Below are 16,213 nucleotides of genomic sequence, written 5' to 3' on the forward strand. Positions count from 1 at the left end.
ATCAGTAACCGGCGGCGCGCAGCCGCTGGTCGGCGGTCGCCAGCGAGTCGCATTCACCGCTGGCACGCAGGCAGCAGGCCAGCTGCAGCCGCAGCGCCTGCGGTACCGGTCGCTGCTGGTTAATCACCTGCTCAATCCAGGCTGCGGTGACCGCCGCTGATTTATCTGCCGGCAGCTCAACCTGGACCTCGGGCTGACGCTCAACCCACACTTCCGCCTCCGATCCCGCGCCGTGGATCACGCTGATCGCCGGACAACGTTGCGGATTAGCATAGACCTCGCCCTCGGTGCCATTCAGCAGCAGCGCAGGCGCATCAATATCGCTGAAGAATTTCGCCACCCGCGGCACATATTCCGGATGCGACACGCTCGACAGCCGCAACGCCTCGCGTTCGCCAAACGGCGTCGCCAGTTTTGCCAGCGTATGCGCACTGTTCCGCACCCCCATCCGCCAGCGCAGCGACAGCTGTTTCGCCATCGGCGGGCAGAGGTGATCGACGGTAATAAACACCAGCTCACCCGCGTCCAGCCGGGCCTGAGCCTGCTCAGCGGTGGTCACCGGCTGCACGCCCAGCGCGTCAAATACCGCTTCACTGGTGATACGCGTCGCATCATCGCTGACGCCGTGCACCAGCACCGGGAAACCGAGCCGGTTCAGCAGCAGCGCCAGTAACGGCGTCAGGTTGCCCTGGCGGCGCGCGCCGTTATAGCTCGGGATTACCATCGGCATCGGCCGGTTGGCCGGGGCGTTCAGCTTCATCATCTGCGCCTGCATCGCCTGATAGAAGCCGCGCATTTCAGCTTCGCCTTCGCCCTTGATACGCAGCGCAATCAGGATGCCGCCCAGTTCCAGATCCGGCACCTGGCCAGCCAGCATCGCGCTGTAGAGGGCTTCGGCGGTGTCGAAATCGATGTCGCGGGCATGATTTTTTCCGCGGCCGATCTCTTTAATAATTTTATTCAGTTCCATCACTCGCTTCCGGTTAAGTGCGCGACGGCTTAGCGCCGCGTCGGACGTCGTTTACGCACGGTACGTGTGGCCACCGGGGCGGCCGGTATGGCGTCCGGCTCAGGGGTATCGGGTTGCTCAATCGGGAAGATCGGCAACGCCGCCAGCAGTCGGCTACCGTACGCTTTGCTCAGCAGACGGCGATCGTATATCACGATTTCACCGTAACACTGATGGCTGCGAATCAGGCGTCCGACCTGTTGAATCAGGGTAAACGAGGCGCTGGGTAAACTCTGCACCTCAAACGGATAACGCTTCAGGCTCTTCAGCCATTCGCCTTCGGTCAAAATTACCGGACTGTCTACCGGCGGAAAAGCAATTTTATGAATATGCACCTGACTCAGCAGATCGCCTTTTAAATCCAGCCCTTCAGCGAACGATTGCAGGCCAATCAGAATGCTGGTTTCGCCTTTGCTCACCCGCTGACGATGCAGATCGACCAGTCGGCTGCGCGGCTGATCGCCCTGCACCAGCATCGACAGTCGTAAATCGGGCAGGCAGGCGACAAACTGCTGCATCGCCCGGTTACTGGCGAACAGCACCAGCACCCCTTTGTGCTGCTTCAGCTTCATCTGCTGCCGGAAGAAGCCCGCCATCTCGGCGATGTGCTCCGCTTCGTGGGTCATCAGGGGTTCATAGCGCATTTGCGGGATCACCAGCTTGCCCTGCTCAACATGGTTGAACGGGGAATCGAGCGCCACAAAGCGGTCACCGGCTTTCTCGTTGAGACCGGACATCTCCTGCAGGCGGTTAAAACTGTTAAGCGAGCGCAGCGTGGCGGAGGTGACCACCACATGCGGAATTTTACGCCACAGCATCTTTTCCAGCTGATCGCTGACGCGAATCCCGGCGCAGTGGAACAGCAGGTGCGCCTGACCTTCGCGCAGTTCGCGGGTGATCCATTTCGACACCGGCGCACCGGAAGCTTTTTCCATCGCCGCCAGTCGCCACAGCTTACTGACCGATTCAAACCAGCCGAACTGGCGGTTCAGCTGCAGCAGATTGCGGTGCAAGCGCACCACATCAACTTTGCCGGTCTGCTCGCTCAGGGCATTGATCAGGCCTTCGCTCAGGCCACGCAGCGCGTCGCTGAGTTTGAACAGCCGGGCGCAAAGGTCCAGCAGCTCCTGCGGTAACGCCCCGAGCACAAAGCGGTATTCGCCCGGCTGATTGTGCGGTGGCAACAGGGGATTGAGCGCCTGGCTGGTGATGGTCAGCAGCTCGCGCAGCTCCTCGCAGTGTGCTTTCAGCCGCTCCGGATTGGCCAGCGGCGGCGGGGATTTAGGCCGCATCTGGGTCATGATGCTGTCCACCAGCTTGATAAACAGATCCAGCTGCAGGCTGCTCCAGCCTGGGGTGATATCAGCGCTCATCTCCAGCGCATCGCGCGCCACTTCCGGCAGATGATGGCCTTCATCCAGCACCAGCATCAGGTTTTTAGCCGGCGGCAATACCGACTCATTCTCCATCGCCGCCATCACCAGCGCATGGTTGGCCACCACCACATCGACCTGCTCTATTTCACGCCGCGCCACGAAAAACGGGCATTCACGATACCAGCGACAGTGGGCGCCGAGGCAGCTGGCTTTATCGGTTGAGAGCCGCTGCCACAGGCTATCGCTGACGTTTTCCTCGCTGTGATCGCGTAGTCCGTCCCACTGATAGCGATCCAGCGCTTTCTGCAACCGGCCGCACTGCGTCTGCTCCTCTTTGGTGCTGCTGATGGCGTCATCATCCAGATAGAGCAGCAGATCGCCCTGCTGATCGTCATCAGCCGCCAGCGCCGCCAGGTTGCGCGGACAGACGTAGCGCCCGCGACCAAAGGCGGCGGTAAAGGTGAGATCGGGGATGATTTTCTTCAGCAGCGGCAGATCTTTGGTGAAGATTTGATCCTGCAACGCCACGTTCGCGGTGCTGATCACCAGACGTTTTTCCTGGGCGCGGCTGGTCGCGATGCCGGGGATCAGATAAGAGAGGGTTTTGCCGACGCCGGTTGGCGCTTCGACCGCCAGATGGCGCGCATCATCGCCCGCCAGGCATTTTGCCACTTCAGCAATCATCTGCCGCTGGGCGGCGCGCGGGATAAAATCGGGCACCTGCTGCTGCAGCGCTTTATACCACTGCGCTATCTGGCTTTTTACTGCTGCTGTCAGGGCCATTTTGTTTGTTACCACACCGTAAAAATTGCCTGTATTTTTACACAGTATGCTGGCGGCGTCAGCTTTCAGGACAATTTTTTCGTCTGCGGTTCCACAAGCGGCCACGGATGCCGCCCGGGGCTGGCGGCAGCCGGGACCGGCTAGCCCAGCAGTTTAAACATATAGGTCGTGGCATCCAGCTCACCGGTGGTGGATTCGGCGTAGAACGGAATAGAGCCGGCGACCTGCCAGTCGAGCGAGCGATAGAGATCGCTGGCGACATCACCGCTGCGCGTGTCCAGCACCAGCAGCGTTTTACCCTGCAGTCGCGCCTGCTGTTCCGCCTGCAGCATCAGCTGGCGGGCAATGCCCTGGCGGCGCGCCTGCGGATGCACCAGCAGTTTAGTGATCTCCGCCCGATGGCGGCCGTTGGGCATTGAGCTGCTGTTGATCATCACCGTCGCCACCACGCTGCCGTGCTGACGCGCCACCCACAATTCGGCATCGCCACTCGCCAGGCTGTAAATGCGATCCTGCCAGAAACGGTCAATCGCCTGATGGTCGGCGGCATCAATAAATCCGACGCTGGCCCCGTCTGCTACGCAGGCCTGCAACACCTCACACAGTTCGGGTAACGCCTGCTGTGCCTCGCTGGCACTGAGCATCTGATAATTAATCATGGTTTTGCCACCACCAGTAAATAGTGCGCGCCCTCGGTCAGGTGCGCTTCAAAGGCCGATTTTCCCGTCAGATGAAAGCGTAAACAGTCGCCGGGACGTAAGCTCCAGCGTTGAGCTGCCATGCTGACGGTCAGGCCGCCTTCACGCAGCCAGATATGCTGTTCCATACCGTGAATCGGCGGCGCGTCGTAATCGATACGCGCGCCGGGGCGTAATTTGCCCTCCACCAATTCGCATCTAAAATGAGTAACAGGCGGTGACACATTTCGGCGGTGAAAGCCACTGGCCTCATCACTCCATACCGGCTGCTGGTCATACGGGATCAGCAGCTTTGCATCTTCCTCCACCTCACTCAGCAGGCGCGACATGGTTAATCCGTACGCCACGCACAGACGATTAAGCAGTGCGGCGGTAGGGCTGGTCTCGCTGCGCTCAATACGTGATAATGACGCACGGCTGATACCCGTTGCGATTGAAAGCTCATCCAGCGACCAGCCGCGTTGCAAGCGTAATTCCGCCAGCCGCGCAGCCAGGCGCTGTTCTGTATTCAGGTCCGGCATAGCACCCTCTCATAATTGGGAATAATTTCTCTTATATGAGATATAGCTGAGAAAAGGCGCAGCGGTCAAGTTGTACACTCAAAAATGTATTGTACAACTTAGTTTGCTTCGTTATGGTAATTCCACTCAGATCAGTCTAAAGAGGAATTTATGACCCTATACAGTATCGGTGACGTCGCCGAGCGCTGTGGCATAAACCCAGTGACCTTGCGCGCCTGGCAAAGACGTTATGGCTTACTGAAGCCGCAGCGTACCGAAGGTGGGCATCGTCAGTTTGATGAAGAAGATGTTCAGCGCATTGAAGAGATCATGCGCTGGATTGAAAGCGGCGTGCCGGTAGGTAAAGTCAAAGCGCTGCTGGAAGGCGGTGATGTTGATGCGCACGACGGCTGGACCACCCTGCAGGATGAACTCATCAGCGTGTTACGCCACGTCAGACCCTCCAAGCTGCGTAACAAGATCGCGGCCATCGGTCGTGAACATCCGATCGACGCATTGATCGATCACGTCTTTATGCCGGTGCGCCAGAAGCTCAGCCTCGACCAGAATACCGCCCGCACCATGTGCAGCCTGCTGGATGGCCTGCTGATTGATTATGTGGCGTTCTGCCTGACCGGCAGCCGCAAAAAAGCGGGCAAAGACGCGCTGATTATCGGCTGGGGCATTGAGGATCGTACCCGTATCTGGCTGGAAGGCTGGCGTCTGTCGCAACATGGCTGGCGCATCGATGTGCTGGCTGAGCCGCTCGACGTGCCGCGTCCGGAACTGTTTCCCGGCATGAATATGTTTGTATTTACCGGTAAAAAACTGACCCGTCGTCAGCAGGATCAACTGTCACACTGGCAGGAACAGGGTTACGCCGTGCGGTTGCACGAAACACCCTGATGACAAAAACGCACGCTGGGCACTTTGCCTGCTGCCTTGCGCGCGCTATCATTCCCGCCTCATATTCACGCGCTCAGGTTTTCCCATGAACTGGAAAAAAACATTCTTCGCTACGCTGTTTTTCATAATGGCGGCTGGCGGTACCAGCGGTCTGATGCTGGTCGGTTATTCACTCATCGTTCACTCACGCTAAGCCAGCGTTGCAGGCGCTCGAACAGGCGATCGCTGACAATCGCCAGCAGCGCCACCAGTAACGCCCCCTGAATCACATACGCCGTGTTAAACCCGCTTAAGCCGATGATCACCGGTGAACCGAGGCTTTTTGCCCCGACCGTTGAGGCGATAGCGGCGGTGCCAATGTTGATGATCACCGAGGTGCGGATCCCGGCGATAATCACCGGGGCGGCCAGCGCCAGCTCAATCTGCCACAGACGCTGCCATGCACTCATCCCGACCCCTTCGGCAATCTCCCGGCTGCTGGCGGGTACGCTGTCGAGACCGGCCAGCGTGCCCTGCAAGATCGGCAGCAAACCGTAGAGCAGCAGCGCCACCACGGCAGGCCAGGCACCAAATCCCATCACCGGCACCGCAATCGCTAATACCGCCACCGGCGGAATGGTTTGTCCGGCCGCCACCAGCGTTTCCATCAGCGGCCGGAACGCCCGACCGGCGCGCCGGGTCACTATCACCCCGCTGCCGACGCCGATAACCATTGCCAGCAGGCTGGCGGTGATGACCAGAAACAGGTGCGCCAGCGTCAGTTGCCAGAAGGTCTCCTGCTGATAAAGCGGCCGCGCCAGCTCGGGAAACCAGCGATGGAACAGCGGCCCGCTGTAGGGCATCAGCGTCAGCAGCGCGCCATACAGCAGCACCAGCCAGAGCAGCGGATCGGTCAGCCGGCGCATGCGGTCTCCTCACGCAGCGTCAGCAAATCGTGAAAATAGAGCACGCCCAGCGGCTGCTGCTGTTCATCAATCACCGGCAGTTTGTCGGTTCGCCGGGTAATAAACTGCGACAGCGCTTCGCGTAGCGTCAGCCCGGCGGCAATCGGTTCGCCCGCCAGCCATTCACCGCGCCGCACGGCGTTGCCGACCTGTCCAAGCGACAGCAGGCGCACGCCCATTTCGCTACGGCCAAAGAAATCACGTACAAACTCATTTTTCGGCTGGGTCAGCAGCTCAACCGGTTTACCCTGCTGGACGATCCCGCCGTTATCCATCAGCACGATGCGGTCGGCCAGCGTCAGCGCCTCATCGATGTCATGGGTTACCAGCACAATGGTGCGTCCCGACAGCCGGTGAATACGCAGCATCTCCTGTTGCAGCGCGCCACGGGTCACCGGGTCGAGCGCGCCAAACGGTTCATCCATCAGCAACACCTCCGGATCGGCCGCCAGCGCACGCGCCACGCCAACCCGCTGCTGCTGTCCGCCGGAAAGCTGATGCGGATAACGGTTCAGCAGCTGCGCATCGAGGTTGAGCAGCGTCAGCAGCGCCTCTATCCGCTGCGTGACCTGCGGTTTTGACCAGCCGAGCAGCGCCGGCACCGTGGCGATATTTTTTTCTACCGTCCAGTGAGGAAACAGGCCGATCGACTGAATGGCATAGCCCATCCGCCGCCGCAGCGCGCGGGCATCAAGCTGACGAATCGACTCGCCGGCGAAACGGATCTCGCCGCTGTCGAACTCAACCAGCCGGTTAATCATCTTCAGGGTGGTCGACTTACCGGAACCAGAGGTGCCCAGCAGCACGCAGAACTCCCCTTCCGCCACCGTCAATGAGAGATCGCTGACCGCCGCTTTGCCGTTAAAAGCGAGCGAGACGCCGTTAAATTCAATCATCTTTTTTCTCCAGCAATGAGATCAGCAGGCGGAACAGCGCATCTACGGTGACCGCCAGCGCAATCACCGGAATTACTCCAAGCAGCACCAGATCCAGCGCGCTGCTCAGCAGGCCCTGGAAAATAATCGCGCCAAAGCCGCCGGCACCAATCAGTGCCGCAACCACTGCCATGCCCAGAGTTTGTACCACCACCACCCGCAGACCCGCCAGCCATACCGGTAAGGCCAGCGGCACATCAACCGCAAAAAACTGTTGCCGGCCGCTCATCCCGACGCCGCGCGCGCTTTCACGCACCTCCTGCGGCACCTGTTGCAGACCGACCACCACGCTACGCACCAGCGGCAGTAAGGCGTAAAGCACCAGCGCAATCAGCGCCGGAGCCATGCCGATGCCACTGATACCCCAGGCACCCAGCCACGGAAAACGCTGTGCCAGGCCCGCCAGCGGCGCAATCAGCAGGCCAAACAGCGCCACCGAAGGCACTGTCTGAATCACATTCAATACGCCAAATACCCCGCTCTGCCAGCGTGGCTGTCGGAACAGCAGAATGCCCAGCGGCAGCGCGATGATCAGCGCTGGCAGCACGGTGCCGGCCAGCAACGTCAGATGGCGCACCAGCGCGGCGTCAAATACCGCCTGGCGATTGGCATATTCTTTCAGCAGGGAGAGATCGTTAAGCTGGCCGCTGAACAGCAGCAACAGCGGCAGCAGCCACACCTGCAGGTTAAGCAGCAGCTGTGCCAGCCGGTGACGGGTCAGTTGCCGCACCGTGTCGGTGATCAGCAACAGCAGCAGCGCCCCGCTGCACCACAGGCCGCTGGCAAAGCTGGTGCGAGCCAGTCGGCTACCGTGCTGGCTAAGCAGCGTCGCCTGAGTGCCGCTCAGCCAGATCATCGCCGCCAGCAGCAGTTCGGCCGACAACAGCGCCAGGCTGAGGCTGACGCGCGACGGCGGACACCACAGCAGCAGCCATAATACCGCCAGCGGCGGCAGCACTACTGCCGACTGGCTGATCTGCCAGCCCATCAGCGGCGCGCCTGCCACCAGTCGGTTCGGCGCGAAGGTCAGAAAAGGCAGCGCCACCAGCGCCAGGCTCAGCAGTGCCAGCAGCAGCAGTGCGACCGGCTGCTGACCGGGACGTCGTATCGCTTCCCGCGATATCTTCATCAGTTACAGCAGCTTCTGCTGTTGCAGCCACTCTTTCGCCACGCTGCTGGCGTCCTGGCCGTCCACCGCAATTCTGGCGTTCAGCTGCTGCAGCGTTTTCTCGTCCAGCGCGCTGAATACCGGTTTCAGCCAGTCGCCAATCTGCGGATAGGCTTTCAGCACCGATTCACGGATCACCGGCGTCGGGGCGTAGATTGGCTGCACGCCTTTTGGATCGGTCAGCGTCTGTAATCCCAGCGCCGCCACCGGGCCGTCGGTGCCGTAGGCCATCGCCGCATTAACGCCTGAAGTTTGCTGCGCCGCCGCGCTGATGGTAACGGCAGTATCACCGCCGGCCAGCGACAGCAGCTGATCCTGCTTAAGATCGAAACCGTAGGCTTTTTCAAAGGCCGGCAGCGCATCACTGCGTTCGATAAATTCTGCCGAGGCCGCCAGCTTGAAAGTGCCGCCCTTTTTCAGCCAGGCACTGAGGTCGGCCAGCGAGGTCAGCTGATTTTTCTCTGCCAGATCTTTACGCACCGCAATGGTCCAGGTGTTGTTGGCTGGCGCAGGCGTCAGCCACACCAGGTGATTTTTGTCGGCATCCAGTTTTTTGACTTTTTCGTAGCCCTGACGGGCATTTTTCCAGGCACTGTCTTTTTCGTCATTAAAGAAAAAAGCGCCGTTGCCGGTATATTCCGGGTAGATATCCAGTTCCCCGGCGGTGATAGCGCCGCGCACCACCTGAGTGGTACCCAACTGAATTTTATTGACGGTTTTGACGCCATGCTTCTCCAGCACCTGCAAAATCACGTTACCCAGCAGTGAACCTTCAGTATCAATTTTTGAACCGACCCGCACCGGATCGGCAGCGTGTGCGATGCCCAGACTGAGCAGCAACGCGCTCATTCCAATCCAACCCCGAACTTTGACCATGACCTGTTCCTTATCGCGTGTTATTGCCTGTTGTTATGACCTGTTGTTTTGATCTGTTGTTATCGATTCTTGTCACCCCGGTGATTCAGGTTCGCGCATCGCGGTGCCCAGCACTGATCCGGTGATCCGGTGCAGCGGCAGCGCCGCAATGAATGCCGTCGCCTGACGCAGAGCGGTTTGGTTATCTGCCTTAAAAGCGTAGCCTGGCTGTGCCGGCTCGTAGATGACTTTATCGCAAATTAATAACGATTTGAGACTAAAAACTTATTATTCATAACTCAATTGAATTTACGTCTGGGCGTCTAAACGGCTATTCTCGATGGCCTGTTTTTATAATAAAAGACTCACAACATCATGACCGACCTGATCTCTTCAGCCCATGTGGCCACAACAGGGAGTGCGCCGAGCGGCGAAACGCAGTGGATCCGCAGCGCGGCGGATGTCTCCCGCCTGGTGAACAGCGGCGACAGCGCCCGTAATAACGCGCGCATTGTGGTCGCTATCGCGCTCGGTGGGGTATTTCTCGACGCCTACGATCTCGGCGCGCTGGCGTTTGGTATCAAAGACGTGGCGCGCGAATTTAATCTGACCCCGACCGGCACCGGGATGATCGCCTCGTCCATCACCTTCGGGGCGATCATCGGCGCGCTGATCGGCGGATACCTGACCGATAAAATTGGCCGTTATCGGGTTTTCATGGCCGATATGTTTTTTTTCGTGGTGGCGGCAATCGCCTGTGCGTTTGCGCCAAACGAATATGTGTTAGGCGGAGCGCGTTTCGTGATGGGGCTCGGCGTCGGCATCGATCTGCCGGTGGCGATGGCCTTCCTGGCAGAGTTTTCGAAGCTGCGCGGTAAAGGCAATAAAGCGGCCAGCGTGGCGATGTGGTGCCCGACCTGGTACGCAGCGATCAGCATCTCTTATCTGCTGGTGCTGCTGCTCTACGCGGTGTTGCCGGAAAGCCATACCGACTGGCTCTGGCGGCTGATCCTTGGCTTTGGCGCGGTACCGGCCATCATCATCATCGCCATTCGCAGTCGTTACATGAGCGAGTCGCCGGTGTGGGCCGCTAATCAGGGCGATCTGCAGGCGGCCGCCTCAATCTTACGCAGCGCATGGAATATCAACGCCCAGGTGGCACCGGATGCGGCGCTGACGCCCGCCCGACCGGCGCGACCAGCCAGCTGGCGTAACTACGGCGCGCTGTTGCAGGGTGTCTATCGACGCCGCACCGTGCTGGCGACCATCACCTCCATCGCCTCCTCGTTTGCCTATAACGCCGTGGCGTTTGGCCTGCCGGTGATTATCTCCAGCTTCTTTGCCCAGTCGATGCTGACCACCATTCTGGTGTCGCTGGCGCTGAATCTGCTGTTTGCGTTTGTCGGCGGCGTTCTGGCGGTACGGCTGGTGCCGCGTCTCGGAGCATGGAAGATGTCGGTGGCCGGTTATGCCTGTCAGTGCGTGGCACTGCTCGGGCTGGCGCTGATTGGACGCCCGGACGGCGGTCAGGAAGCGGCCCTGGCGATTGGTATGCTGGCGCTGTTCCTGTTTGGTCAGGGCTTCGGTCCCGGCTCGCATACCATGACTTTTGCCTCACTCAGCTATCCGACCTCGCTGCGTGGCGTGGGGGTTGGCTTTAACCAGACGCTGATGCGTGGCAGTTCGACCCTGTCGCTGTTCCTGTTTCCGGTGCTGGTCGCGGCGCTGGGGACCGGGGTGTTCTGGGTCATTTTTCTGGCCCCGCTGGCGGGCCTGCTGGCCTTACTGGCGATCCGCTGGGAACCGTCAGGTTATGATGTGGATGCCGAGGATTTTGAGCTGCCGCGTTGATCCTGAAAAGCTTCTCAGGATGTAGCGATAACGGCTGCGGAAGATAAAGCGAGGGGAGCGTACGTCGCTAGCAAAGCAGCGCGAGCCGTGCATGGCCCGTGCTGAGCCTGCCTTAAACAGCGATTTTGCGAAGGAGGTATGCTGCCTGAGCCAACGCGTTATCGACGACCCGAACCGCACCTTAGCGTGCGGTTTTTTTATGCCGGAAACGCGTCGAGATGGGCCGGAATGCGCGGAAAAGTATGCAAAAACCACGGCGTGAACTGCTGCGGCTGCTGGCGCATCTGTTGTTCAATGGTCGCCAGTGAACGGTAATCAAAAGCGTCAGCCTCCTGCGGATTAAGCTGTGGCAGGCGATCACAAACCGCAAAGAAGACGTGACCATATTCGTGTTCGGTCAGGCCATTACTCAGCGGCAGGTTGTAGCTCAGCTCAAACATCGGCGTCAGGCTGACCTCCATTCCCATCTCTTCGCGCAGACGCCGTTCAGCGGCATCCTGGGTTGATTCATGGGGATAAGGATGACCGCAGCAGGTGTTACTCCACAAACCACCACAGTGATATTTATCGCTGGCGCGCCGCTGTAACAGCAGCTCCTGCCGGGAATTGAAGACGTAGACCGTCACCGCGCGGTGCAGTAATCCTTTTTCATGCACTTCCAGCTTTTCCATTTTGCCGGTGGGACGATCGAGGTGGTCAACGAGGATAACTTCAATAGCAGACATGGCGTTTCCTTGAGATTATTCCCAACTATTCTGGCACAAGATTGCCAGTTTGGGCGGTCACAACGCGGAATTTTTAACAGCAGCCAGTCTGGGATAGGCGGATGAGGCGGGAAGAAAATCAGGCCAGCAAGGCTGGCCTGAGGAGGGATTACAATCTGAAGCTCTGCACCACCCGTTCCAGCTGGGTGCTTTGCACTTCCATCGCCTGTGCCGCAGCCGATACCTGCTCCACCAGCACGGCGTTCTGCTGAGTGGTGCCGTCAAGCTGGGTGATCGCGACGTTAACCTGCTCAATCCCCATGCTCTGTTCGCGGCTGGCCGACATGATTTCGCTCATCAGTGTGGTGACGCTGCTGACGCCCTGCATCAGCTCATCCATGGTTTGTCCCGCCTGTTCCACCAGCGCGCTACCGGCATCAATGTTCGACACCGACTCTTCGATCAATTTTTTGATCTCACGCGCTGAATTAGCCGAGCGCTGTGCCAGGTTACGCACTTCCGACGCCACCACGGCAAACCCGCGCCCTTGCTCACCGGCCCGCGCCGCTTCCACCGCGGCGTTAAGCGCCAGGATATTGGTCTGGAAGGCGATGCTGTCGATCACGCTGATGATATCGACCACTTTACGCGAGGAGTGATGGATCTCGCCCATGGTGGTCACTACCTGACGTACCACTTCCGTCCCGCGCGCCGCCACCTGTGACGCATCGCCGGCCAGCTGGTTAGCGTGCGTGGCGTTGTCAGCATTCTGGCGCACCGTGCCGGTCAGCTGCTCCATCGAGGCCGCAGTTTCGACAATCGAACTGGCCTGATCTTCAGTACGTGACGAGAGGTTGGCGTTGCCGCTGGCAATTTCACGCGAGGCGGCGGTAATCGCCAGCGCGCTGTCGCCGACCTGCTGCATCAGCCCCTGCAGGTAGCTGATAAACTGGTTGAAGCTTTGCGCCACCGCGTTAAATTCCGGGCTGTTGCTGGCCGGCAGACGTTGAGTCAGATCCGCACCGCCGGTCGACAGGGCTTCGATATTGCTGTTGAGCACGCTGAGGCGTTTCATCATGGCACGCACAAAACCGAGCAGCACCAGCAGCAGGATCACCGCCAGCGGGATCTGCACCAGGCCCAGACGGGTCAGCATATTGTGAGACTGCGCTTTCAGCAGGCTGGTCGGCAGGCTACTGGCGAGATACCACGGGCTGCCCGGGATCGCCTGCACTAACAGCGTCTGCTCACCGTCGTTGCTGTCAAAGGTGGTCTCCAGCGGCTGATTACCGATGCCACTCAGCAGCGATTTCAGCGGCGCGGCCATCGGCAACGGCACGTCGGCCAGGTTTTCCAGTTTCGGTGCCGCGTTCACCAGCGCACCGTTACCGACCACTTTGCCGTCGGCTTCTACGATCAGCACGTTACCGTGAATCGCCTCGCCCATCTGTTTTGCCAGCTGGTTAAAGAAGCCGAGCGTGACGTCAATGGTCGCAACGCCCCAGACGGTCCCGTCGCGATAGATCGCCATGGCGCAGTTGGTGCGCGGCTGCGGACTGGCTGCATCCTGGTAAGCTTTGGCCCAGGCGCACTGCCCTTTCTCTGCTGCCATGCCATCTTTGTACCAGGACTGCTCCCAGTATTTGTCAGCCGCATCGGAGTTCCAGTAGGTGTTGACCTGCAGTTCGTTGCTGGCGTTGCGGGCAAAGAAGCTGCTGTTTTTCTCTTTTGCCGGATCGCGACGATTCGGCAGTGGCCAGATGCCGCCGCCAAACACGTTACTGTCCTGATATTGGTTCACCAGCGTCGGCAGTAAGGTGTCGATGGTGGCGCTATCCATCACAGACGCGGCCTCGGTGATAGCGCGCTGCTGCGCCTGAACCCGGTTCATCTGTTCAACGATGCCGGACGCCAGGGAATCAACCTGATAGCGAACCAGACGGCTTTCGCTGTCAATCAACTGTGGAGCGACAAACTGGTTAATCACCCAGACGGTGATCAACAGGAGTGCAACGAAGAAAGCGATGAGTGTTGCAGTGAAGCGGGACTGTGTTGTTTTTAACATCTTTGTTCCCCTGGACCTGGTGTGGCGCGATTGCCTTATCCGGGTTAACGGCGCGGCCCAGCGGAACTTGAGATGAGCAGGATCACAGATTTGAAAAATGGCTGATTAGCCTGAGAATTTAGTATTACGCCTGGCGACGTGTCGTCGCCAGGCGGCCGGAAGCGACCGGGTCGGGCACTACTCCGGCGAATCCACCACCTGCTGACGCGGCCGGAAGATATGGTTATTGCCGTCTGCCGTCAGCCGCTCGCGCAGCTGTTGTCCGCCGTGCTCATCAGCCTGGGCGAACTGGCGTTCCGCCTCGGTAATCGGGGTAGTCCACAGCAGCGTGGGTCGATCGCCGTCGCGCTTCGGAAGTTTGAACTGCGCGCTCTCGCTGGCCAGTTCACCCGCCAGTAAAAAGCTGTCAAAGCCGACCGGTGCCACTTCTGACGCCAGAGTGTGCCCTTCCCCCAGCCAGGTGAGGCGCGCCCACGGCAGATGCACAAACTCCGCCAGCGCGCTGGCCATCTGCACCGCATTGCCTTCAGTCATTACTTCACCGTCAACCGCCATGCCCAGTTCGATACGGCGATACTGCGGCGCCAGCTCATCAAACAGATAATCGACCTGCGGCATCGGCCGGATGCTCATGCCGAGCGTCAGGAAGTACCAGACGCCCTGGTGCCAGTGCTGGGAAATCGCCATCGGTGGCCAGCTGCCCTGATCGATGGCGTAATATTTCACCGACTCGCCAAAGCGGGCCTGATAGCAGGCCATTAAATCCTGCTGCACCTTATCCCACTCACTGCCATCGTGCCATTCACGCCAGAACTGACGCTGCTGCTCGGCGCGGGCGTAATAATCATTGGTGGAAGCCGATCCGAGCGGCGCCGTCAGTCGGTTTTTTTTGATGCAGCCGGCAGAGAAGCTGACCTGCTTATCCTGATAAAGACTCCAGCCTGGGATCACCGCCAGCAACTGGCCGTAATACCACAAGGCCGCGCCATCATCACTCGGCTCCCACAGCACCTGCAGGCCAGCCGGATCGAGTTCCGGCTCGGCTTCCAGATTACGGCAATATTCGGCGCTGAGCAGCGGCGCTATGCCCTGCTCCATCGCTTCACGATCTTCCTGTGCCGGTGCCGGCAGCAGATTACGTAACCAACAGCCGCGCACCGCGTACTGGCTGCGAAACAGATCGGTCGGCCAGATGTAAAAATAGGCGGTGCGCGCATCCTGCTCAACAATCGCGGTCAGGGTGCGTTGCTGATTGTGGACTTCAGCAATCAGGGATTTGTACGTCATAGTGCCTCGACAAAGCCTGGAGGAATCCATTTTCCCCGAGAATAGAGCAGGATCGTGACTGCCGCCATCTGAGACAAGGGTAATAGTCTCAAAGTGCGTCATCGAGACGAGTATGGCGGAGTCAGATTCGGGCGGGAGGGGGGCGGCCGCAGAGGCGGATGCGCTGCGTTTAGCCGACTAAAAATGAAAGCGCACCGGCGCGAATCGGGCGGTCATCAGACCGGATGGCGGCCCATCCTGACCATCGCCCGATACCAGGCACCGCGCTGAATCGACCAGCGTAAACCGACGGCAATCGCCGCGATCTGCTGATCGATCACCGCCTGCTGCCAGCGGCCGATTTCACGGCCCGACATCGCCTGCGCCCAGTCCGGCATCAGGCCAAAGCCTGACTTCAGCATCACTTTCATTACCGGTCTGGCCTGCCAGCTTGGGGCGGGCGCGTTCATCAGCAGGCGCGTCACTTCCGCCGTGCGCTGATCAAAACGCAGCTCCGAACGCATCTGTTGCAGGTAATCCGCAACATCGACGACACTTTTGGGTACCCGTTCCGCTCCCAGCGCTTCGGCGATCAGCGCGGCTTCCTGATAATAGCGATCCTGATCGGCGCGACTGAGGCGCGGATTTTTATAGCGCAGATGGGCAGCCAGAAAACGGCTGGTTTCCGCCACGTGTACCCAGGTCAGCAGATGTGGATCGCTGGCGGCATAAGGTTTGCCAGCGCTGTCGACGCCGCTGACTTTAAGGTGAATACGCTTCACCCGCTCAATCAGCGTATGTGCATCCTGGGTGTTACCAAAGGTGGTGACCGCAATGAACTGGCTGGTGCGCCGCAGGCGACCCATCATATCCTGACGAAAGTTAGAGTGATCCCAGACGCCAGCCAGCGCAGCCGGGTGCAGCATCTGTAGCAGCAGCGCACTGATGCCGCCGCACATCATTGAGGTAAAATCACCGTGTACCTGCCAGATGATGCTGTCCGGGCCAAACAGACCGGGATCGCCAGGCGGCTGAGAAATGTCGAATTCATTCAGCGACAGGCCGTTAAGACGAAACACCTGTTGCTGGATGCGGTCACGCAGATTAATCATGATGGCTCTGATAACAGAAAGAATGCGGCGCGCCGTAACCT

The 16,213-nt window shown here is 59.5% G+C and carries 15 protein-coding genes; 3 read left to right on the plus strand and 12 right to left on the minus strand.

Annotated elements, in window-relative coordinates; translation table 11 throughout:
- Position 1: 1 nt before the first annotated feature.
- The 4 genes from ybiB to ABIB18_RS02060 form a co-directional block, all read right to left on the minus strand.
- Complete coding sequence (gene ybiB, locus ABIB18_RS02045) at positions 2-970, minus strand: DNA-binding protein YbiB (protein ID WP_046288433.1); 969 nt, start codon at positions 968-970, stop codon at positions 2-4.
- Positions 971-999: 29 nt separating this feature from the next.
- The gene (gene dinG, locus ABIB18_RS02050) at positions 1,000-3,168 is read right to left on the minus strand and encodes an ATP-dependent DNA helicase DinG (protein ID WP_089561186.1); all 2,169 of its coding nucleotides are present in this window, start codon (positions 3,166-3,168) and stop codon (positions 1,000-1,002) included.
- A gap of 140 nt (positions 3,169-3,308) precedes the next feature.
- Complete coding sequence (locus tag ABIB18_RS02055) at positions 3,309-3,827, minus strand: GNAT family N-acetyltransferase (RefSeq protein ID WP_046288434.1); 519 nt, start codon at positions 3,825-3,827, stop codon at positions 3,309-3,311.
- Entirely contained in the window at positions 3,824-4,387 is a 564-nt protein-coding gene (locus ABIB18_RS02060) for an XRE family transcriptional regulator (protein ID WP_031377401.1), read from the minus strand. The genes ABIB18_RS02055 and ABIB18_RS02060 overlap by 4 nt, the downstream gene beginning before the upstream one ends.
- Before the next feature lie 150 nt (positions 4,388-4,537).
- Between ABIB18_RS02060 and ABIB18_RS02065 the strand changes: the two genes are divergently transcribed.
- Both ABIB18_RS02065 and ABIB18_RS02070 read left to right on the plus strand, forming a co-directional pair.
- Positions 4,538-5,272, plus strand: coding sequence for a MerR family transcriptional regulator (locus ABIB18_RS02065; RefSeq protein ID WP_031377402.1), 735 nt, complete (start codon positions 4,538-4,540; stop codon positions 5,270-5,272).
- Between the two features lie 85 nt (positions 5,273-5,357).
- Entirely contained in the window at positions 5,358-5,465 is a 108-nt protein-coding gene (locus tag ABIB18_RS02070) for a YohO family small membrane protein (protein ID WP_227021873.1), read from the plus strand.
- Here ABIB18_RS02070 and ABIB18_RS02075 read toward each other — a convergent pair.
- Genes ABIB18_RS02075 through osmF form a run of 4 tightly spaced genes read right to left on the minus strand, consistent with a single transcriptional unit; the run spans position 5,446 to position 9,195 of the window.
- Positions 5,446-6,177: an ABC transporter permease gene (locus ABIB18_RS02075; protein WP_354473577.1), complete on the minus strand. Its 732-nt coding sequence runs from the start codon at positions 6,175-6,177 to the stop codon at positions 5,446-5,448. The genes ABIB18_RS02070 and ABIB18_RS02075 overlap by 20 nt on opposite strands.
- Entirely contained in the window at positions 6,165-7,112 is a 948-nt protein-coding gene (locus tag ABIB18_RS02080; RefSeq protein WP_354473578.1) for an ABC transporter ATP-binding protein, read from the minus strand. Before ABIB18_RS02080 ends, ABIB18_RS02075 begins: the two co-directional genes overlap by 13 nt.
- Positions 7,105-8,280, minus strand: coding sequence for an ABC transporter permease (locus tag ABIB18_RS02085; protein WP_354473579.1), 1,176 nt, complete (start codon positions 8,278-8,280; stop codon positions 7,105-7,107). Before ABIB18_RS02085 ends, ABIB18_RS02080 begins: the two co-directional genes overlap by 8 nt.
- 3 nt (positions 8,281-8,283) lie before the next feature.
- Positions 8,284-9,195 carry a glycine betaine ABC transporter substrate-binding protein OsmF gene (gene osmF / locus ABIB18_RS02090; protein ID WP_046288436.1) on the minus strand — a complete coding sequence of 304 codons (912 nt, stop codon included), beginning with the start codon at positions 9,193-9,195 and terminating at the stop codon, positions 8,284-8,286.
- A 354-nt stretch (positions 9,196-9,549) separates the two neighbouring features.
- Between osmF and ABIB18_RS02095 the strand changes: the two genes are divergently transcribed.
- On the plus strand, positions 9,550-11,025 hold the full coding sequence (locus ABIB18_RS02095; RefSeq protein WP_069728066.1) for an MFS transporter: 1,476 nt from the start codon (positions 9,550-9,552) through the stop codon (positions 11,023-11,025).
- Between the two features lie 197 nt (positions 11,026-11,222).
- On the opposite strand, the gene idi is transcribed toward ABIB18_RS02095, so the two are convergent.
- The 4 genes from idi to ABIB18_RS02115 all read right to left on the minus strand — a co-directional run bounded on the left by idi (position 11,223) and on the right by ABIB18_RS02115 (position 16,172).
- Positions 11,223-11,750 carry an isopentenyl-diphosphate Delta-isomerase gene (idi, locus tag ABIB18_RS02100; protein ID WP_031377405.1) on the minus strand — a complete coding sequence of 176 codons (528 nt, stop codon included), beginning with the start codon at positions 11,748-11,750 and terminating at the stop codon, positions 11,223-11,225.
- Positions 11,751-11,898: 148 nt separating this feature from the next.
- Positions 11,899-13,794, minus strand: coding sequence for a methyl-accepting chemotaxis protein (locus ABIB18_RS02105; RefSeq protein WP_031377406.1), 1,896 nt, complete (start codon positions 13,792-13,794; stop codon positions 11,899-11,901).
- Positions 13,795-13,971: 177 nt separating this feature from the next.
- The gene (locus ABIB18_RS02110) at positions 13,972-15,081 is read right to left on the minus strand and encodes a suppressor of fused domain protein (RefSeq protein WP_046288438.1); all 1,110 of its coding nucleotides are present in this window, start codon (positions 15,079-15,081) and stop codon (positions 13,972-13,974) included.
- A gap of 215 nt (positions 15,082-15,296) precedes the next feature.
- The gene (locus ABIB18_RS02115) at positions 15,297-16,172 is read right to left on the minus strand and encodes an oxygenase MpaB family protein (protein WP_031377407.1); all 876 of its coding nucleotides are present in this window, start codon (positions 16,170-16,172) and stop codon (positions 15,297-15,299) included.
- Between the last annotated feature and the right edge of the window lie 41 nt (positions 16,173-16,213).

The sequence above is a fragment of the Pantoea sp. UYEF8 genome (genome assembly GCF_040546285.1).
Lineage (GTDB): Bacteria > Pseudomonadota > Gammaproteobacteria > Enterobacterales > Enterobacteriaceae > Pantoea > Pantoea brenneri.